The organism is Pseudomonas sp. GW821-FHT01A09 (assembly GCF_058986725.1).
In genome coordinates, this window is record NZ_JBYSWB010000031.1 from 30,108 (window position 1) to 49,674 (window position 19,567).

At 62.0% G+C, this 19,567-nt stretch carries 17 protein-coding genes; 13 read left to right on the forward strand and 4 right to left on the reverse strand.

Features of this window, described 5'->3' with window-relative positions; translation table 11 throughout:
* Positions 1-6 precede the first annotated feature (6 nt).
* The 9 genes from pilW to AC3WJP_RS25355 all read left to right on the forward strand — a co-directional run bounded on the left by pilW (position 7) and on the right by AC3WJP_RS25355 (position 9,797).
* Complete coding sequence (gene pilW, locus AC3WJP_RS25315; protein ID WP_493723596.1) at positions 7-768, forward strand: type IV pilus biogenesis/stability protein PilW; 762 nt, start codon at positions 7-9, stop codon at positions 766-768.
* Positions 765-1,817 (forward strand): RodZ domain-containing protein, encoded by a 1,053-nt coding sequence (locus AC3WJP_RS25320; protein WP_493723597.1) that lies wholly within the window; start codon positions 765-767, stop codon positions 1,815-1,817. The genes pilW and AC3WJP_RS25320 overlap by 4 nt, the downstream gene beginning before the upstream one ends.
* Before the next feature lie 3 nt (positions 1,818-1,820).
* Positions 1,821-2,930: a flavodoxin-dependent (E)-4-hydroxy-3-methylbut-2-enyl-diphosphate synthase gene (ispG, locus tag AC3WJP_RS25325; RefSeq protein ID WP_493723598.1), complete on the forward strand. Its 1,110-nt coding sequence runs from the start codon at positions 1,821-1,823 to the stop codon at positions 2,928-2,930.
* Positions 2,931-2,965: 35 nt separating this feature from the next.
* Positions 2,966-4,255, forward strand: a complete 1,290-nt coding sequence (gene hisS / locus AC3WJP_RS25330; protein WP_493723599.1) for a histidine--tRNA ligase — start codon at positions 2,966-2,968, stop codon at positions 4,253-4,255.
* 42 nt (positions 4,256-4,297) lie between these two features.
* Positions 4,298-4,939, forward strand: a complete 642-nt coding sequence (locus AC3WJP_RS25335) for a YfgM family protein (RefSeq protein WP_493723600.1) — start codon at positions 4,298-4,300, stop codon at positions 4,937-4,939.
* Positions 4,932-6,086, forward strand: a complete 1,155-nt coding sequence (bamB, locus tag AC3WJP_RS25340; RefSeq protein ID WP_493723601.1) for an outer membrane protein assembly factor BamB — start codon at positions 4,932-4,934, stop codon at positions 6,084-6,086. Before AC3WJP_RS25335 ends, bamB begins: the two co-directional genes overlap by 8 nt.
* Positions 6,087-6,229: 143 nt before the next feature.
* On the forward strand, positions 6,230-7,690 hold the full coding sequence (der, locus tag AC3WJP_RS25345; protein WP_493723602.1) for a ribosome biogenesis GTPase Der: 1,461 nt from the start codon (positions 6,230-6,232) through the stop codon (positions 7,688-7,690).
* Between the two features lie 179 nt (positions 7,691-7,869).
* Complete coding sequence (locus AC3WJP_RS25350; RefSeq protein ID WP_493723603.1) at positions 7,870-9,018, forward strand: pyridoxal phosphate-dependent aminotransferase; 1,149 nt, start codon at positions 7,870-7,872, stop codon at positions 9,016-9,018.
* Positions 9,006-9,797 carry an amidohydrolase gene (locus tag AC3WJP_RS25355; RefSeq protein WP_493723604.1) on the forward strand — a complete coding sequence of 264 codons (792 nt, stop codon included), beginning with the start codon at positions 9,006-9,008 and terminating at the stop codon, positions 9,795-9,797. The genes AC3WJP_RS25350 and AC3WJP_RS25355 overlap by 13 nt, the downstream gene beginning before the upstream one ends.
* 171 nt (positions 9,798-9,968) lie before the next feature.
* Here AC3WJP_RS25355 and leuA read toward each other — a convergent pair whose 3' ends face one another.
* From leuA to xseA, 3 genes are all read right to left on the reverse strand, one after another.
* A complete protein-coding gene (gene leuA / locus AC3WJP_RS25360) occupies positions 9,969-11,639 on the reverse strand; it encodes a 2-isopropylmalate synthase (protein WP_493723605.1) in 1,671 nt (556 codons plus the stop codon).
* 333 nt (positions 11,640-11,972) lie between these two features.
* Positions 11,973-12,800 carry a peptidoglycan DD-metalloendopeptidase family protein gene (locus tag AC3WJP_RS25365; RefSeq protein WP_493723606.1) on the reverse strand — a complete coding sequence of 276 codons (828 nt, stop codon included), beginning with the start codon at positions 12,798-12,800 and terminating at the stop codon, positions 11,973-11,975.
* A 3-nt stretch (positions 12,801-12,803) separates the two neighbouring features.
* Positions 12,804-14,249: an exodeoxyribonuclease VII large subunit gene (gene xseA / locus AC3WJP_RS25370; RefSeq protein ID WP_493723607.1), complete on the reverse strand. Its 1,446-nt coding sequence runs from the start codon at positions 14,247-14,249 to the stop codon at positions 12,804-12,806.
* Between the two features lie 168 nt (positions 14,250-14,417).
* On the opposite strand from xseA, the gene AC3WJP_RS25375 reads away from it, so the two are divergent.
* The 4 genes from AC3WJP_RS25375 to AC3WJP_RS25390 all read left to right on the forward strand — a co-directional run bounded on the left by AC3WJP_RS25375 (position 14,418) and on the right by AC3WJP_RS25390 (position 18,926).
* Complete coding sequence (locus AC3WJP_RS25375; RefSeq protein WP_493723608.1) at positions 14,418-14,975, forward strand: sugar ABC transporter ATPase; 558 nt, start codon at positions 14,418-14,420, stop codon at positions 14,973-14,975.
* Between the two features lie 108 nt (positions 14,976-15,083).
* Complete coding sequence (gene guaB, locus AC3WJP_RS25380) at positions 15,084-16,553, forward strand: IMP dehydrogenase (protein WP_493723609.1); 1,470 nt, start codon at positions 15,084-15,086, stop codon at positions 16,551-16,553.
* Between the two features lie 102 nt (positions 16,554-16,655).
* The gene (gene guaA / locus AC3WJP_RS25385; RefSeq protein ID WP_493723610.1) at positions 16,656-18,233 is read left to right on the forward strand and encodes a glutamine-hydrolyzing GMP synthase; all 1,578 of its coding nucleotides are present in this window, start codon (positions 16,656-16,658) and stop codon (positions 18,231-18,233) included.
* Positions 18,234-18,443: 210 nt separating this feature from the next.
* On the forward strand, positions 18,444-18,926 hold the full coding sequence (locus AC3WJP_RS25390) for a hypothetical protein (protein WP_493723611.1): 483 nt from the start codon (positions 18,444-18,446) through the stop codon (positions 18,924-18,926).
* A gap of 25 nt (positions 18,927-18,951) precedes the next feature.
* On the opposite strand, the gene AC3WJP_RS25395 is transcribed toward AC3WJP_RS25390, so the two are convergent.
* Positions 18,952-19,557 (reverse strand): LuxR C-terminal-related transcriptional regulator, encoded by a 606-nt coding sequence (locus tag AC3WJP_RS25395; RefSeq protein ID WP_493723612.1) that lies wholly within the window; start codon positions 19,555-19,557, stop codon positions 18,952-18,954.
* Positions 19,558-19,567 lie beyond the last annotated feature (10 nt).

The following is a 19,567-nucleotide window of genomic DNA, read 5'->3' on the forward strand; positions in this document are numbered from 1 at the left end:
AACTCCATGTCCCTGCGCGCTGCGCTGTTGTTTGTCGTTGTCAGCCTGTTGGCCGGTTGCGTAACCACCGGCAAAGTCAATCCGATGACTACCCAGAAGGGCCGTGACGACGCACGCAAGGCATATGTGCAGCTGGGCATCGGATACTTGCAGGAAGGCCAGGCCGAGCGCGCCAAGGTGCCGTTGCGCAGTGCGCTGGAACTGGACTCCAGCGACCCCGACGCCAATGCCGCGCTGGCCCTGGTGTTCCAGAGCGAGGGCGAGAACGAGCTGGCCGAGACGCACTTTCGCAAGGCCATCTCCAAAAGCGACGGCGATGCTCGCATCCTCAACAACTACGGCAGCTTTCTGTACGAACAAAAGCGTTATCAGGACGCTTATGCAATGTTCCAGAAAGCCGCGGGCGATCCTCTGTATCCTGAGCGCTCGCGGGTGTTCGAGAACATCGGCCTGACCGCGCTAGCCCTGGGCAATCGTACCGAGGCCGAAGAGAGCCTGGTCAAGGCCTTGCGCCTGAATCCCGATCAACCCCGGGCGTTGCTGGAATTGGCAGAAATTTCATATGACACCCAGCAATATGTTCCTGCTCGCGGCTACTATGAGCGGTTCACTCAGCTCAGCGAGCAAAATGCACGCAGCCTGTTGTTGGGCATGCGTCTGGCGAAGATTTTCGATGACAAGGACAAGGCGGCCAGTTTTGCCCTGCAGTTGAGAAGACTCTACCCCGGTACCCCGGAATATCAGCAATACCTGTCGGAGCAAAGATGAAAGCGGCGCATCCCGAAGTTGTAGCAGGCACTTTCGCCCACCCCGGTGAAGTCTTGCGTCAGGCCCGTGAAGACAAGGGCTGGTCGCAAAGCGATGTGGCGGTCAGGCTGAATCTGACGGTGACCTCTCTCAACAACCTTGAGAACGGCGCTTTCGACAAGCTGCCGGGCCACACCTTTGCCCGCGGTTATATCCGCGCCTACGCCAAGCTGTTCGGCATGGACCAGACCCCGCTGGTGCAGGCCTTCGACCAGGCCACCGGTACCAACGCCCAGGGCAGCAACGTCCATGGTCTGGGCCGTATCGAAGAGCCCGTGCGCCTGTCGCACAACATTCTGCGTATCGTCAGCCTGCTGTTGCTGATCCTGGTGATCGGCGGTGGTTTCCTCTGGTGGCAGGATCAGGCTGGCCAGCGCGGCAAGGATCAAACTGCAGCGGCCATCGATCATGTGGAAGTGGAGGGCGCCGACGGTACTACGCGCGTGCACCCGATCGACGAGCCCGAAACACAGGCTGCCAAGCCGACCGTCACGCCCGGTCAGGCAAATACCCTGACACTGCCGCAAGGCGTGCCTCCGGTCGATCCAGCCACTACCGGCACCCCCGCCTCGCCGGCCAGCCAGGCAACTGCCGCTGCGCCAACGACGCCGGCTACAGGGTCCGCGCTGCCGCTCAATCCGACCACTCATGCGCCTGCCACGGCGCCTACCGCCGCCACCCCGGCACCAGCCACTCACGTGCCGCCGGCGAACACGCCTTTCGCGCCATCGTCGCCGGTCGCACCGGCTGCCGAAGCACCGGTAGCCGGAGCGGGGCAGGTCAATATCCAATTCGTGGCCGACTGCTGGACGCAAGTCACCGACGGCACCGGCAAGGTGCTGGTCAGCGGCCTCAAGCGTACCGGCGACACCCTCGAGCTGAGCGGCAAGCCGCCGTTCGCCGTGCGCCTGGGCTTCGCCAAAGGCGCTCAGATCACCTACAACGGTGAAGCCGTGGACGTCGCCAAATACACCTCCGGGCAAACTGCACGCCTGAAACTGGGGCAATAAATCATGCACGGCGAATCACCTATCAAGCGTCGCGTATCTCGCAAAATCTGGGTTGGCTCGGTTCCGGTCGGTGGCGACGCGCCTATCGCCGTCCAGAGCATGACCAACACCGACACCAACGACGTGGCTGCCACGGTTGCGCAGGTCAAGCGACTGCAGGACGCCGGCGCCGACATCGTGCGCATCTCGGTACCTGACATGGACGCCGCAGAGGCGTTCGGGCGCATCAAGCTGCTGACCACGGTGCCGCTGGTGGCGGACATCCATTTCGATTACAAGATCGCGCTGCGCGTGGCCGAACTGGGCGTCGATTGCCTGCGCATCAACCCGGGCAACATCGGTCGTGAAGACCGCGTGCGCGCCGTGGTCGATGCCGCCCGCGACCGCGGTATCCCGATCCGTATCGGCGTCAACGCCGGCTCGCTGGAAAAGGACCTGCAGAAGAAATACGGCGAGCCGACGCCCGAGGCGCTGGTGGAGTCCGCTCTGCGCCATGTCGAGCACCTCGATCGCCTGGATTTCCAGGACTTCAAGGTCAGCGTCAAGGCGTCCGACGTGTTCATGGCCGTCGACGCCTATCGCCTGCTGGCCAAGCAGATCGTCCAGCCGTTGCACCTGGGCATCACTGAAGCCGGTGGTTTGCGCTCAGGCACGGTGAAATCTGCCGTCGGCCTGGGTATGCTGCTGGCCGACGGAATTGGCGATACTATCCGCATCTCGCTGGCAGCGGACCCAGTGGAAGAGGTCAAGGTCGGTTTCGACATCCTCAAGTCCCTGCGTCTGCGCTCGCGTGGCATCAACTTTATTGCCTGCCCGAGCTGCTCGCGGCAGAACTTCGACGTGGTCAAGACCATGAACGAGCTCGAGGGCCGCCTCGAGGACCTGCTGGTACCGCTGGATGTCGCGGTGATCGGTTGTGTCGTCAACGGCCCGGGCGAAGCCAAGGAAGCCCATGTCGGGTTGACCGGCGGCACGCCCAACCTGATTTACATTGACGGCAAGCCGTCGCAGAAGTTGACCAATGACAACCTGGTCGAAGAGCTCGAAAGGCTCATTCGCCAGAAGGCGGCCGAAAAGGTCGAAGCCGATGCCGCGCTGATCTTGCGCAGCTGATCGGGCCTGTTGATACGTATCGCTAAGGATTTTTTGTGAGTAAGTCTCTGCAAGCCATTCGTGGCATGAACGACATCCTGCCCGAGCAGACGCCGCTGTGGCGCTACTTCGAAGGCACCGTGGCCGGTTTGCTGGACAACTATGGCTATCGGCAGATCCGCATGCCGATCGTCGAGTTCACCGAGTTGTTCAAACGCTCTATCGGCGAAGTCACCGACATCGTCGAAAAAGAGATGTACACCTTCGAAGACCGCAACGGTGACTCCCTCACCTTGCGCCCTGAAGGCACCGCCGCGTGCGTACGCGCGGCGCTGGAGCATGGCATCACCGGTGGTGGCCAGGTGCAGAAACTCTGGTACATCGGCCCGATGTTCCGCCACGAGCGCCCGCAGAAAGGTCGCTACCGCCAGTTTCACCAGATCGGGCTGGAGGTGTTCAACCTCGACGGTCCGGACATCGACGCCGAGCTGATCGTCCTCACCTGGCGCCTGTGGGCTGCCCTGGGTATCCGCGATGCGGTCACCCTCGAACTCAACAGCCTGGGCACCAGCGAGTCCCGCGGTCGTTATCGCGAAGCGTTGGTGGAGTTCCTTACCGCACGTATCGATCAACTCGACGAAGACAGCCAGCGCCGTCTGAAGACCAACCCGCTGCGCGTACTCGATACCAAGGACGCCAATACCCAGGCCGCCCTGGTCGGCGCACCGCAGCTGGCCGATTACCTGGACGACGATTCACGTACGCACTTCGAGGGCCTCAAGGCGCGTCTCGATGCGGTGGGCATTCCCTACGTGATCAACCCCAAACTGGTGCGTGGCCTCGATTACTACAGCAAGACCGTGTTCGAATGGGTCACCGACAAGCTTGGCGCTCAGGGGACTGTCTGCGCCGGGGGGCGTTACGATGGTCTGGTCGAGCAGATGGGCGGCAAGCCGACCCCTGGCGTAGGTTTCGCCATGGGCATCGAGCGGCTGATCCTGTTGCTTGAAACCCTCGACAAGGTGCCGGAGTCCATCGCCCGTCAGGTCGACGTCTATCTCTGCGCCTTCGGTGAGGCCGCCGAGCTGGCCGGGCTGGCGCTCAGCGAGCGTCTGCGTGATGCCTTGCCGTCGTTGCGCCTGCAGGTCAATGCCGGTGCCGGCAGTTTCAAGAGCCAGTTCAAGAAAGCCGACAAGAGTGGCGCCCTCTACGCGCTGATCCTGGGTGACGACGAGATGGCCGCGCAGACCGTTGGCGTCAAGCCGCTGCGTGGCCAGGGCGAACAACAAAACATTGCCTGGGATGCTCTCGCCGAGCATCTGGCGACTCAGGTCGCTCAGGGTTGAAGCGGGTTCAAACCGCCGAATTTGCGAAATAGGAGTATTGGGGTGTCAGGTACTGAAGATGAACAGCTCACTGAGTTGAAAGACTGGTGGCAGCGTAATGGCAAACCCTTGGTCACCGGCGGCCTGTTGGCACTGGTGGTGGTATTTGGCTGGCAGGCCTGGCACAAGTACCAGACCAATCAGGCCCAGGGTGCTTCGAATCTGTATCAGCAACTGCTGGAAACCACGCTGAACCCGAGCGGCAAGCCGGACACCGCTCAGGTGGCCGACCTGTCCAACAAGCTCAAGACCGATTTCGGCGGTACGGCCTATGCCCAGTACGGCAGTCTGTTCGTCGCCAAGGTGGCCGTGGACAACGGCAAGCTCGACGACGCTGCGGCCGAACTGCGCGCCATCGTAGACAAGCCGTTCAACCCGACGCTGGGCGAGGTCGCGCGTCAACGTCTGGCCCAGGTGCTGGGTGCGCAGAACAAGGCCGCCGACGGCCTGAAACTGCTCGACGGCGACGCTGACAAAGCGTTCGTGGCTGCCCGTGAAGAACTGCGTGGCGACCTGCTGGTTCAGCTGGGTCGTGGTGACGAAGCGTTTACTGCCTATCAGAAGGCCAAGGCTGCACTGTCTGACGACGCTGCGGTCGGTAGCCTGCAAATCAAGCTGGACGACCTGGCCAAAGGGGATGCGTGACGTGATTCGTTGGAAACATGCAGCATTGCTGGCTCTGGCCATTCTGGCCGCGGGTTGCAGCAGCAACAGCAAAAAAGAACTGCCACCGGCCGAACTCACCGATTTCAAAGAAGAAGTCGTGTTGCAGAAGCAGTGGAGCACCTCAATCGGCGATGGCCAGGGCGAAACCTACAACATGCTGGTACCAGCGGTTGACGGTGGCACTATCTACGCCGCCGACGTGAACGGCGAGGTCTTCTCGCTGAACCGCGCCACTGGCGACGTCAACTGGAAAAAGAAACTCAAGCTGCCGGTCTCCGGCGCTGTGGGCGTGGGCTCTGGCCTGGTGATGATCGGTACCATCGCCGGTGAAGTCATCGCGCTGGACGCCAGCAACGGTGAAGAAAAGTGGCGCGCTCGCGTCTCCAGCGAAGTACTCGCGCCGCCGGCCACCAACGGTGACCTGGTGGTCGTGCAGACCCAGGACGACAAGGTCTTCGGTATCGACGCCGCCACCGGCACTCAGCGCTGGATGTACGACAGCACCCCGGCAGTCCTGACCCTGCGTGGCACCGGTGCTCCGCTGGTGACCAGCCGCCTGGCGATCGCTGGCCTGTCCAACGGCAAGGTCGTCGGCCTGGATACTCAGAACGGCGTGCCGGTCTGGGAAACCCCGGTCGCCGTACCTCAGGGTCGCTCTGAGCTCGAGCGTGTAGTCGATATCGACGGCGGCCTGTTGCTGTCGGGCAGCACCCTGTATGTGACCAGCTATCAGGGGCGCATGGCCGGGCTCGACCTGGACTCCGGGCGTGTGCTCTGGCAGCGTGATGCCTCGAGCTATGCCGGTGTCGCCGAGGGCTTTGGCAACGTCTACGTGGCACTGGCCAGCGGTACGGTCGAAGGTGTCGATGAGCGCAGCACCACAGCCTTGTGGAGCAACGATAAACTGGCTCGCCGCCAGCTGTCGGCGCCCGAAGTGTTCTCCAGCTACGTGGCTGTCGGCGACATGGAAGGTTACCTGCACCTGCTCAGCCAGGTCGACGGGCGCTTCGTCGGCCGTATCCGCATCGACAGCGACGGCCTGCGCGCGCGTCCGCTGGTGGTCGGCGACACAATCTACGTGTTTGGCAACAGCGGCAAGCTCGAGGCGCTGACCATCAAGCACTGAGTTGCGTCTATGCTTGAGGTCAAGGTATGGCCTCAAGGAGCCCCATCTGCTGGGGCTTGCGGCACCTACCGTGCCGCTCCGAATTCCGGCCGCTGCCCTGCAGCGGCTTTTGTATTTTCTGAATTAACGAAGTGGAGAGCCGCATGGTTCCCGTAATCGCCCTGGTGGGTCGACCGAACGTCGGCAAGTCCACCATGTTCAACCGCCTGACCAAGAGCCGCGACGCTATTGTCGGTGATCTCTCTGGCCTGACCCGTGATCGCCAATACGGTGAGGCGCGCTGGCAAGGGCGTTCCTACATCCTGGTCGACACCGGTGGTATTTCTGGTGACGAGCACGGCATGGACGAGAAAATGGCCGAGCAGTCGCTGCTGGCCATCGAAGAAGCCGATGTGGTGCTGTTCCTGGTGGACGCCCGTGCCGGTTTCACCGCTGCCGACCAGATGATCGGCGAGCACCTGCGCAAGCGTAACAAGCGCTCGTTGCTGGTGGCCAACAAGGTCGACAGTGTCGATCCGGAACTGGCCCGCGCCGAATTCGCCCCGCTGGGCATGGGCGACGCCATCCCGGTGGCCGGTGCTCAGGGCCGTGGTATCAACGCCTTGCTGGAAGCCGCCCTCGGCGAATTCCCCCGTGACGTCGAAGAAGACTTCAACGGTGAAGTGCAGGAAGGCGAAGAGGCCGTACGTATTCCTGGCCCGAGCGAGAAGGATGGCATCAAGATCGCCATCATCGGCCGCCCGAACGTCGGCAAGTCGACTCTGGTCAACCGTATGCTCGGTGAAGATCGGGTCATCGTCTACGACCAGCCCGGCACTACCCGCGACAGTATCTACATCCCGTTCGAGCGCAACGATGAGAAGTACACCTTCATCGACACTGCCGGGGTGCGCAAGCGCGGCAAGATCCACGAGGAGGTCGAGAAGTTCTCGGTGGTCAAGACGCTGCAGGCGATCAAGGACGCCAACGTGGTGATCTTCGTCATGGATGCCCGCGAAGGTGTGGTCGACCATGACCTCAACCTGCTGGGCTTCGCCCTCGAAGCCGGTCGCGCCATCGTCATCGCCCTGAACAAGTGGGATGGCATGCAGCCGAGCGAGCGCGACTACGTGAAGACCGAGCTGGAGCGCCGGTTGTTCTTCGTCGACTTCGCCGATATCCACTTCATTTCGGCGCTGCACGGTACCGGCGTGGGTAACCTCTACGCCTCGGTGCAGGCGTCGTTCAAGTCGGCGATCACTCGCTGGCCGACCAGCCGCCTGACCCAGATTCTCGAAGATGCGGTGCAGGAGCACCAGCCGCCGATGGTCAACAGCCGTCGCATCAAGCTGCGCTATGCCCACCTGGGGGGCGCCAACCCGCCGCTGATCGTGATCCACGGCAACCAGGTCGAGAAGGTCCCCAACTCGTACGTGCGTTACCTGGAAAACACCTACCGTCGTGTGCTGAAGCTGGTCGGTACGCCGATCCGCATCGAGTTCAAAGGCGGCGACAACCCTTACGAAGCCAACAAGAACACGCTGACCGACCGCCAGGTCAACAAGAAGCGCCGCTTGATGTCGCACCACAAAAAGGCCGACAAGAAGCGCCGCGACAAGCGCTGATTCCCGCCGTCCCTGTAGCGAGGGGGCTTGCCCCCGATCGCGGTCTACCAGCCACATCAGTTGCTGCAGACTCACCGCAATTGGGGGCCAGCCCCCTCGCCACATCGGGCGATATGTTCTGCTATCCTGCCGCTCTACCCCGCGCCATTGCCGGACCGTCGTGCAGCAGGAACAGGCCCATGATCAGCAGCAAGTTGCCGAGTGTCGGCACCACCATCTTCACTACCATGTCCCAGCTCGCAGCACAGACCGGGGCGATCAATCTTTCTCAAGGCTTCCCCGATTTCGACGGCCCTCAAGGCCTGCGCGATGCCGTGGCGTACCACGTCGCCAATGGCCACAACCAGTACTCGCCCATGACCGGGCTGGCCGCCTTGCGCGAGCAGGTCGCGATCAAGATCGCCCGCTGCTATGGCGTGAGCGTTGATGCCGAGCGCGAAATCACCATTACCCCCGGCGCTACCCAGGCGATCTTCTGCGCGATTCAGGCGGTGGTGCAGGCGGGTGACGAGGTGATCGTCTTCGATCCCTGCTACGACAGCTACGAGCCCTCGGTGCATCTGGCTGGCGGGCGCTGCGTGCACGTGCAACTGAGTGCCAATGGCTTCGGCATCGATTGGCAGGCGCTGACCGATGCGATCAGCCCGCGCACGCGCATGATCATCCTCAACAGCCCGCACAATCCCAGCGGTGCCCTGCTCAGCGGCGCCGATCTGGATCTGTTGGCGGCGTTGATCGCCGACCGGGACATCTACCTGGTCAGCGACGAAGTCTACGAACACCTGGTCTACGATGATGCCAGGCACATCAGTGTGCTGACCCATGACGCGCTGTTCCAGCGTGCCTTCGTGGTCAGCTCGTTCGGCAAGACCTATCATGTCACCGGCTGGAAAACCGGTTACGTGGTGGCACCGCCGGCACTGACTGCCGAGCTGCGCAAGATTCATCAGTACGTCAGTTTCTGCGGCGTGACGCCGCTGCAATATGCGCTGGCCGACTACATGGCCGCAGCGCCGCAACACGTGGAAGAGTTGCCGGCGTTCTACCAGGCCAAGCGCGATCTGTTCTGCGATCTGCTGGGCAATTCGCGCTTCACCTTTGATCGAGTGGGCGGTACCTACTTCCAGTTGGTCGATTACTCGCAAATCCGCCCCGACCTGAACGACGTCGATATGGCGTTATGGATGACCAAGGAGCACGGCGTGGCGACTATTCCGGTGTCGGTGTTCTATCAAACGCCGATACCGGAGCAGCGCTTGGTGCGCCTGTGCTTCGCCAAACGCGAGGAGACGCTGCGAGCAGCAGCCTTGAAACTATGCGCGATCTGACGAACCGACCCAACCTCGACATCGCCTTGGTGCAGACCACCCTGGCCTGGCACGACCGCACGGCCAATCTGCAGCACTTCGACGAGCTGCTGGAGCAGGCGCGGGGGGCTGACCTGATTATCCTCCCGGAGATGTTCACCACGGGCTTTTCCATGGACTCGGCCGGGCAGGCCGAGCCAGAGCAGGGGCCCACTAGCAAGTGGCTGCTGGCACAGGCAGAAAAATTCGCTGCCGTGATCACGGGCAGCGTGATCATCCAGGCGGCCGACGGCAGCTACCGTAACCGCTTGTTGTGGGCACAACCCGATGGCCAGTTGCGCCATTACGACAAGCGCCATCTGTTCCGCATGGCCGATGAGCACGCCCACTACACCGCAGGCTCGGAGCAGGCGGTGTTCGAGGTCAAGGGCTGGCGGGTGCGCCCGCTGATTTGCTACGACCTGCGCTTTCCGGTGTGGAGTCGCGACGCCGAGACCACCGACCTGTTGGTCTATACCGCCAACTGGCCGGGAGCGCGACGCTTGCACTGGAATCGGCTGCTGCCGGCGCGGGCGATCGAGAACCTGTGCTATGTGGCCGCAGTGAATCGCGTGGGCACGGATGGCAAAGGCTTCGCCTATACCGGCGACAGTCAGGTGCTGGACTTCCAGGGTGAAACCCTGCTGTGCGCCGGGGAGCTGGACGGTGTCGTGCGAGCGACCTTGAGCGCTGCAGATCTGGCCGCTTATCGCGAGCGCTTTCCGGCGTATCGGGATGCGGACCACTTCACGCTGGAATAACCCCTGTAGCGAGGGGGCTTGCCCCCGAAAATCCACCGGCCACGCTGTTGTACCTGACGGATCGCCATCGGGGGCAAGCCCCCTCGCTACAGGGGCTGCCCCCTGTGTCATTGCAATTGCATCGGCACAAAAAAACCGGCCACGTGGGCCGGTTTCTTGTGGCTCAAAGCATCAAGCGGCTTTTGCTTCCTGCTGGCTCAGCGAGCGGTTCAGGGCGCTGAACAGTGCCTTGAAACTCGCCGTGGTGATGTTCTCGTCGATACCGATGCCATGCACCGGGCGCTCACCCGCCACGCGCAGTTCGATGTAGGCCGCAGCCTTGGCGTTGGTGCCTGCGCCGATGGCATGCTCGTTGTAGTCCATGATCTCGACCGAGATCGGCAGGCCGGCGACCAGGGCTTCCAGGGCGCCGTTGCCCTTGCCGCGCCAGTGCTGAGTCTCGCCATCGCTGTGCACTTCGACGTCGACCGCGCTGTTGCCGTTCTCTTCCTGCAGCTTGTGGCTGATCAGCGCGTACGGGGTGTTGGCTTGCAGGTATTCCTTGCGCAACAGGCCGTAGATCTGCTGAGCGGTCATCTCCAGGCCCAGGCGGTCGGTTTCACCCTGCACGACCTGGCTGAATTCGATCTGCATGCGGCGTGGCAGGCTGATGCCGTATTCCTGTTCGAGCAGATAAGTGATGCCGCCCTTGCCCGACTGGCTGTTGACGCGGATCACCGCCTCGTAGCTGCGGCCGATGTCCGCCGGATCGATCGGCAGGTACGGCACTTCCCACAGGGTGCCGTCTTTCTGCTGGGTGAAGCCCTTGCGGATCGCATCCTGGTGCGAGCCGGAGAACGCAGTGTGCACCAGGTCGCCAACATAAGGATGACGTGGGTGCACCGGAATCTGGTTGCACTCTTCGACCACTTTGCGCACGCCGTCGATATCGGAGAAGTCCAGCTGCGGGTTGACGCCCTGGGTGTAGAGGTTCAGGCCCAGGGTCACCAGGTCGACGTTGCCGGTGCGCTCGCCGTTGCCGAACAGGCAGCCTTCGACGCGATCGGCGCCGGCCATCAGGCCCAGTTCGGTAGCGGCGACGCCGGTGCCACGGTCGTTGTGGGTGTGCAGGCTGATCAGCACGCTGTCCCGGCGCGACACGTGACGACCGAACCACTCGATCTGGTCGGCATAGATGTTCGGGGTCGACACTTCAACGGTGGCCGGCAGGTTGAGGATCACCTTGTTGGCGGGCGTCGGGTTCCAGACTTCGATCACCGCGTCACAGACTTCAACGGCGAAATCCAGCTCGGTGGCGCTGAAAGTTTCCGGCGAGTACTGGAAGGTCCACTGGGTTTCTCGCTGCTGGGCGGCGTATTTGACGAACAGCTTGGCCGCGCTCACGGCGATCTCCTTGACGCCGGCCTTGTCCTGGTTGAAGACGATCTTGCGGAACGACGGGGAGGTGGCGTTGTACAGGTGAACGATGGCTTTCTTGGCGCCGCGCAGGGATTCGAAAGTGCGCGCGATCAGGTCTTCACGGGCCTGGGTCAGCACCTGAATGGTGGTGTCGTCCGGGATGTGGCCTTCTTCGATCAGGGTACGCACGAAGTCGAAATCGGTTTGCGAGGCGGACGGGAAGGCCGCTTCGATTTCCTTGACGCCGACGCTGACCAGAGTCTTCCAGAAGCGCAGTTTTTTCTCGGCGTCCATTGGCTCGATCAGCGACTGGTTGCCGTCGCGCAGGTCGGAGCTGCACCAGATCGGCGCGCTGGTGATGGTCTTCGATGGCCAGGTGCGGTCGGCGATGTCGACGGTGGCGAAGGCGCGGTACTTCTGCGAAGGGTCTTTGAGCATGCTCATGGCGAAAATCCTTTGAATGCGGCCGATGGAAAGGGCCTGCCGAAAATAAGATGAAGAAGAAGGGCGAGGCGACGCGATTCAGCCTGGCAGTCGGGCGCTGACCAGACAAAGGCTGCTGTGTTGGCGGAGCAGAATGTGGGTGTTTGCGTTATTCATGAGATCAACCCTAACCATTGAGGGGAAAGATGGCAAGGGCGTGAGAAAAATTGGTAGAAGTTGCCTTCAATCGATTTTTATTGGTTTTTTATCTCGCCGAAGCGGTCGGTTTTCGATTTCGATTGCCGGGCTGTTTTTGATCGCGCAATCGCTGCGGCCAAACAACCGGCTGCCGATCTAGGGCTGAAACGCGCCGATGAAAATCGCCGGATCGACCCGGGCGTCATTCAGGCTGACATTCCAGTGCATATGCGGGCCCGTTGCTCGTCCCGTCGAACCGACTCGCCCGACTACGGCGCCGCGGGGCAGGACCTGGCCGAGCCGCACGTCGATCTTCGACATATGGCAGAACATGCTGATGAAGCCCTGGCCATGGTCGACGAACACCGTGTTGCCATTGAAGAAGTAATCCCCCAGCAGAATCACCTTACCGGCGGCCGGCGTCTTGATCGGTGTGCCCGCCGGGACGGCGAAGTCCAGGCCGGCGTGGGGGTTGCGCTCTTCGCCATTGAAGAAACGGCGTACCCCGAAGCGACTCGATAAAGGCCCGTTGACCGGTTTGTCCAGTAGCAGGTTGCTCGGTGTGCCGGGACTGAAGCTGCGGTAGGCGGTGGTCTGGATCGCCAGTTCCTGATTGATGCGGGTCAGGTCCTGCGGCTCGGGGTTGACCTGGCGTTTGTTCTTCAGGGTGATGCGCTGCTCGGGATATTGCTTGCTGGCAACCTTGAAGGGCACTTGGCGGGTGCCGCTGGCGGACTGCACGCTAAGCGTCTGGCTGCCCGGCTTGACCGTCAGCGCCAGGCCGACGATGGCGCGCCAGTTGTCCTGCTCCTTGATCACCAGCACCGGCTTGCCGTCTATGAAGGCTTTGGGCGCCGCGGCGGCGGGGCCCAGATCGACCACGGCGACTCCCCCCGGCACCGGTTTGTCCAGCAGGCGAGTGATATAGCTGTCGGCCTGGACCGCGGACGAAAGGCACAGCAACAGCACGGCAAGCAGGCGCATGGTTCAGTCCAGAAGTGACAGAGTCACGGGTGTCAGGTGGTTGTCTTCGACCCGCACGTCGAGTTCGCCTTCGCCCAGGCGGGCAGTGAGGCGCTGGCCAGTGCGGGTCTGTTCGGCGCTGCGGATGGCCTGGCCGTGCTCGTCCAGCAGAATGCTGTAGCCGCGGCCAAGGGTCGCCAGCGGGCTGACGACGTGCAAGGTCTGCATCTGTGCCTGCAACTGCTGGCGTCGGTCTTTGAGCGTGGCGGTGATAGCCTTTGGCAAACGTTGATCCACGGCCATCAGACGTTCCTGGTCACGCTTGAGGCGTTGCTCCATGGCGCGGCGCATCAGCGTGTCAAGGCCGACCAAGCGTTGCTTGAGCAGCGCCAAGGCGCGACCTGGGTGCTGGGTGGCCAGGCGCGCATCGAGATGGGCCAAGCGCTGGCGGGGTTGCGCGAGGCGCTGCTCGAACGCGCGGCGCAGGCGCATGTCCAGGTCGTCCAGACGCTGAGCCTGCTGGCGCAGACGCTCGCCTGGATGACGCAGGCGCCGGGTCAGGCCCTCAAGGCGCAGGCTGTGGTGCGCCAACTGATTGCGCATGCGCAATACCAGCCGACGCTGCAGGTTGTCGATGCGGCGTTGCAGGTCGCTCATGTCCGGCGCCAGCAGCTCGGCGGCGGCGGAGGGCGTCGGGGCTCGGACGTCGGCGACGAAGTCACTGATCGACACATCGGTCTCGTGGCCCACCGCGCTGACGATCGGCGTTACGCAGGCGTCGATGGCGCGGGCCACGGCTTCTTCGTTGAAGCACCAGAGGTCTTCCAGCGAGCCGCCGCCTCGGGCGAGGATGATCGCGTCGAAGCCGCGGCTGTCGGCCAGCTTGAGGGCGCGGACGATCTGATTGACGGCTTCGCGGCCTTGCACGGCGGTGGGGATCAGCGTCAGCTCGACCTGCGGTGCACGGCGGCGGAATACGCTGATGATGTCGCGAATCACCGCGCCGGTGGGCGAGCTGACGATGCCGATGCGCCGCGGATGGGCGGGCAGGGCAACCTTGCGCTCGGTGCTGAACAGCCCCTCGGCACCGAGTTTTTCCTTGAGCGCTTCGAACGCCTGGCGCAGGGCGCCATCACCGGCCGGCTCGACCGTGTCGAGGATCAATTGATAGTCGCCGCGGCCTTCGAACAGCGAGACCTTGCCGCGCACCTTGACCGCCAGGCCGTCTTTCAGCGCCTGGCGCACCTTGGCGGCGTTCTGCCGAAACAAGGCGCAACGCACTTGCGCGCCGCTGTCCTTGAGGGTGAAGTAAACGTGCCCGGAGGCCGGGCGCGCGAGGTTGGAGATTTCGCCTTCGACCCAGATATTGCTGAACACGTCCTCGAGCAGCACCCGGGCGCGGCCGTTGAGCTGGCTGACGGTAAGCACTTCGCGGTCCAGACCGAGTCTGGCAAAGGGATCTTTAATCATGTCGGGCATCATAAAGGGTTGCCTTGACTGTAGCGAGGGGGCTCGCCCCCAATCGCGTAGTTCCGGCGCCGTCGATGTGGCTGACATAGTCGGGAGCAAGCGCCCTCGCTACAGCGAACTGCGGTGGTATCATGAGCAGCTGTCTTTCACCTTCAGGCCTGCCGCTGCATGAACACCCAAAGCATCATCGTCCCGCGTCTCTCCACTGTCCCGGTTCACGAACCCAAGGCACGGGCGATTCTGCGCTGGCTGGTGCGCAAGGAAATTATCGAGGAAGCGCTCAGCACCTGCGGGCGCAGCGGCAATCGCATGGCCTACGCGATCGGTCCGGGTGCCCGCAACATCGCGCTCAAACCTGAGCTGTTGCCGTATGGCGACGCGATCAACGGCCTGGAAGTGGTCACCGAGCGCTGCATCTTCACCCCGGACGTCGGATTTCTTCACGAGGCGGGCTGCGCCGAATGCCGGCGCGAGATCGGCGAAGCGCTGTTCGACAGCCTGGAAGACTGGATGCCGGGCTACACGGACAACTTCACCTGCCCCGAATGCGGCCATGAAGACGACATAAATGGTTTCCTGTTTCTGCAACCCTGTGCCTTTTCCAATCTAGGCTTCATCTTCAATAACTGGCAGGCGGCAGGGTTGCAGCAAGCGTTCGTCGACGAGTTCGCCGATTGGCTCGATCAGCCCGTGGCCAACGTCTCGGTGATTCTGCGTGACAGCTGAGGCCACACCTGCCAGTAAATGGCGTTGCCACGAAGGTTTGCCTTTCATCCATCAGCATGTATAGGTACAATGGCGCGCTTCCATTTTTCCCTCCCGGGAGCTCCCGCGATGCTGCGTATCAGCCAAGAAGCACTGACCTTCGACGACATTCTTCTCGTGCCCGGTTATTCCGAAGTACTGCCTAACGAAGTCAGTCTCAAGACCCGATTGACCCGTGGCATCGAGCTGAACATCCCTCTGGTTTCAGCTGCGATGGACACCGTCACCGAAGCCCGTCTGGCCATTGCCATGGCACAGGAAGGTGGCATCGGCATCATTCACAAGAACATGACCATCGAACAACAGGCCGCGGAAGTCCGCAAGGTCAAGAAGTTCGAGGCCGGCGTGGTCAAGGACCCGATCACCATCGAGGCCGACGCCACGGTTCGTGACCTGTTCGAACTGACCCGCCTGCACAACATTTCCGGCGTACCGGTGCTGCACGATGGCGACCTGGTCGGCATCGTCACCTCCCGTGACGTGCGTTTCGAGAACCGCCTGGACGTCCCCGTCCGCGAAGTCATGACCCCCAAAGAGCGTCTGGTCACCGTCCGTGAAGGCGCCGACAAGGCCGAGGTGCGCGAGCTGCTGCACAAGCACCGCCTCGAAAAGGTCCTGATCGTCGACGCCAGCTTCCAGCTCAAGGGCATGATGACCGTCAAGGACATCGAAAAGGCCAAGGCCTACCCGCTGGCCAGCAAGGATGACCAGGCACGTCTGCGGGTCGGCGCCGCTGTCGGTACCGGCAAAGACACCGGCGAGCGCGTCACTGCGCTGGTCCATGCGGGCGTCGACGTGATCGTCGTCGATACCGCTCACGGTCACTCCAAGGGCGTGATCGACCGCGTTCGCTGGGTCAAGCAGAACTTCCCGGACGTCCAGGTCATCGGCGGCAACATCGCTACCGGCGCTGCGGCCAAGGCTTTGGTTGAAGCCGGCGCTGACGCCGTCAAGGTCGGTATCGGCCCTGGCTCGATCTGCACCACCCGTATCGTTGCCGGTGTGGGCGTGCCGCAAATCAGCGCCATCGCCAACGTCGCCGCCGCGCTCGAAGGCAGCGGTGTGCCACTGATCGCCGACGGCGGCATCCGCTTCTCCGGTGACCTGTCCAAGGCCATCGTCGCCGGTGCCTACTGCGTGATGATGGGCTCGATGTTCGCCGGTACTGAAGAAGCACCGGGCGAGATCGAGCTGTTCCAGGGCCGTTCGTACAAGGCTTACCGCGGCATGGGCTCGCTGGGCGCCATGTCCCAGGCGCAGGGTTCTTCGGACCGTTACTTCCAGGACTCCTCGGAAGGCGCCGAAAAACTGGTGCCGGAAGGCATCGAAGGCCGCGTCGCCTACAAAGGCTCGCTGGCTGCGATCATCCATCAGCTGATGGGTGGCCTGCGTTCGTCCATGGGCTACACCGGTAGTGCCGACATTGCGCAAATGCGCACCAAGCCCGAGTTCGTGCGCATCACCGGCGCCGGCATGGCTGAATCTCACGTCCACGACGTGCAGATCACCAAGGAAGCTCCAAACTATCGCGTAGGTTGATAGTGATCGCGTGCCGGCTAACTCCGGCGCGCGATGATGAATTTTAACCGGGGCTGTTTCTGACAGCCCCGTGTCGTTTCTGATTACAGACGAGAATGAGTCATGGCCCTCGACATTCACGCCCACCGCATCCTGATCCTCGACTTCGGTTCCCAGTACACCCAGCTGATCGCCCGCCGCGTGCGCGAAATCGGCGTCTACTGCGAACTGCATCCTTTCGACATGGACGATGAGGCGATCCGCGATTTCGCGCCCAAGGGCGTCATCCTCGCCGGCGGCCCCGAGTCCGTCCACGAGGCCGACAGCCCGCGTTGCCCGCAGGCGGTGTTCGACCTGGGTGTGCCGGTGTTCGGCATCTGCTACGGCATGCAGACCATGGCCGAGCAACTGGGCGGCAAGGTCGAAGGTTCCGATCTGCGTGAATTCGGCTATGCTCGCGTCGACGTGGTCGGCAAGAGCCGCCTGCTGGACGGTATCGAAGACCATATCGACGCTGACGGCCTGTTCGGCCTCGACGTGTGGATGAGCCACGGTGACAAGGTCACCAAGCTGCCAGAAGACTTCCACATTCTGGCCAGCACCCCCAGCTGCCCGATCGCCGGCATGTTCAACGACGATCGTCGTTACTACGGCGTGCAGTTCCACCCGGAAGTGACCCACACCAAGCAGGGCGGTCGCATCCTGTCGCGCTTCATCCTCGATATCTGCGGCTGCGAAGCGCTGTGGACGCCGTCGAAAATCGCTGAAGACGCCATCGCCCAGGTGCGCGCCCAGGTCGGTACCGACAACGTCCTGCTGGGCCTGTCCGGTGGCGTCGACTCTTCGGTGGTCGCGGCCTTGCTGCACCGTGCCATCGGCGACCAGTTGACCTGCGTCTTCGTCGACAACGGCCTGCTGCGCCTGCACGAAGGCGAGCAAGTGATGGCCATGTTCGCCGAGAACATGGGCGTCAAAGTGATCCGCGCCAACGCCGAGGAGCAGTTCCTGGGCAACTTGGCCGGTGAAGCCGATCCGGAGAAGAAGCGCAAGATCATCGGCCGCACCTTCATCGACGTCTTCGATGCCGAGTCGAGCAAGCTGGACAACATCAAGTACCTGGCCCAGGGCACCATCTACCCGGACGTGATCGAATCGGCGGGCGCCAAGAGCGGCAAGGCCCATGTGATCAAGTCGCACCACAACGTCGGCGGCCTGCCTGAAGAGATGAACCTCAAGCTGGTCGAGCCGCTGCGCGAGCTGTTCAAGGACGAAGTCCGTCGCCTCGGCCTGGAGCTGGGCCTGCCGTACGACATGGTCTACCGCCACCCGTTCCCAGGCCCGGGCCTTGGCGTGCGCATCCTTGGTGAAGTGAAGAAGGAATACGCCGACCTGCTGCGTCGTGCCGACCATATTTTCATCGAAGAACTGCGCAAGGCCGACTGGTACCACAAAGTCAGCCAGGCCTTCGTGGTGTTCCAGCCGGTCAAGTCGGTTGGGGTGGTCGGTGATGGCCGTCGTTACGCTTGGGTCGTGGCCCTGCGTGCCGTGGAAACCATCGACTTCATGACCGCGCGCTGGGCGCACCTGCCGTACGAGCTGCTGGAAACGGTGAGCGGCCGCATCATCAACGAGATCGAAGGGATTTCGCGGGTGACTTATGATGTGTCGAGCAAGCCGCCGGCTACGATTGAGTGGGAGTGATCCCGCGTCCCGCATCGTCCGGCACCCAATAGCACAAACAACCCTGAAGCCCGCTTAGTTGCGGGCTTTTTGGTTCTCGGTTTTGGCGTTTTCAACAGCAATGGCATTGGGCTATAGAACACTTGCACTATAGCGAAGCCAACCCTCGCTCTCTAAACTCTGGGCGGTATAAATATAAAACTCTGCTGAAAATACACGCAAGGTAAGCTCATGTCCGCAATATATGGAAACACGTTTAGTCGCGGTGTTGGTCTGTGCCTGTTGGTTGCTGTTTTGACCGGTTGTGCGAACTCGAACGATTTGATGGGGAATATGAATCCCTTCGGCGTTGGCGCGAAAAAATATGATATGGATTATCTGAATAAAACGCTCGTTGTGGGCAAAACCACCAAGGCCCAAGTGTTGGAGCTCTTTGGAAAGCCGACAAGGGGCGGCTCTGATCTGAGTGCGCAGAGCACCTGGACTTATGAAAAAAGCGAGGAAGGCCTCGAGAAATATGTGCACATCGCCCAAGGCTATGTATCGCCGGAGATGAGTCAGAAAATTTCGGGTGCCCAGTATCAAGTGTTCAAGGCGCAAGTCGCAGTGAATGACGCGGGCACCGTGGCGGGCGGATCACCTGCCAGGCAGGGGCTTAGCCTGAATATCTTTTTCGATCATGATGTGGTCCAGGGCTTCAGCGTGCCCCAGTAGTGACCGCGATCGGCGGGGTGCCCCTTCAGCCTCCGATTGCCGAATACTTCACCGCTGCTGCCGCTCGTGATTTTACGTTGAGACTGCGCAGCAGCGATGACACGTGAATGCGCACGGTGAAGGGCGAAATTTCCAGCGCCTTGGCAATTTCCTTGTTGGTCTTGCCCTCTGCAATCAGTCGCAACACATCTTGCTGGCGGGGCGTGAGCGCATTGGTTTCCAATGGCAGCAGGCCGGAGGGGGCGAATTTGACCAGCACCTCGCCCTGGCGGATTGCCAGTAACGCCTCGCCGATCTCGTCGGTCGCAATGTTCTTGCCGATAAAACCGTCGATGCCCAGCGCCATGATTCTTTCGATCAGCGCCGGATCGTCCACCATCGACATCACGATCAGCGAGGTACGGGGCAGCTGTTGACGCAGTTGCGTCAGGTGACCGAGGCAGGTCAAGCCGGGAAAACGCAGGTCCAGAATCAAGGTATCGATGTCTTCCCCGTCCTGAAGCATGGCTTGCACACTTTCAAAGTCGCCGGCCTGTTGCACCTCTACCTCAGGCAACAGCCGTTGCACGGTGCGCATCATGGCCTCGCGAAACAGCGGATGATCGTCAGCGATAATTATTTTACATGGCATTTGTTTCTTC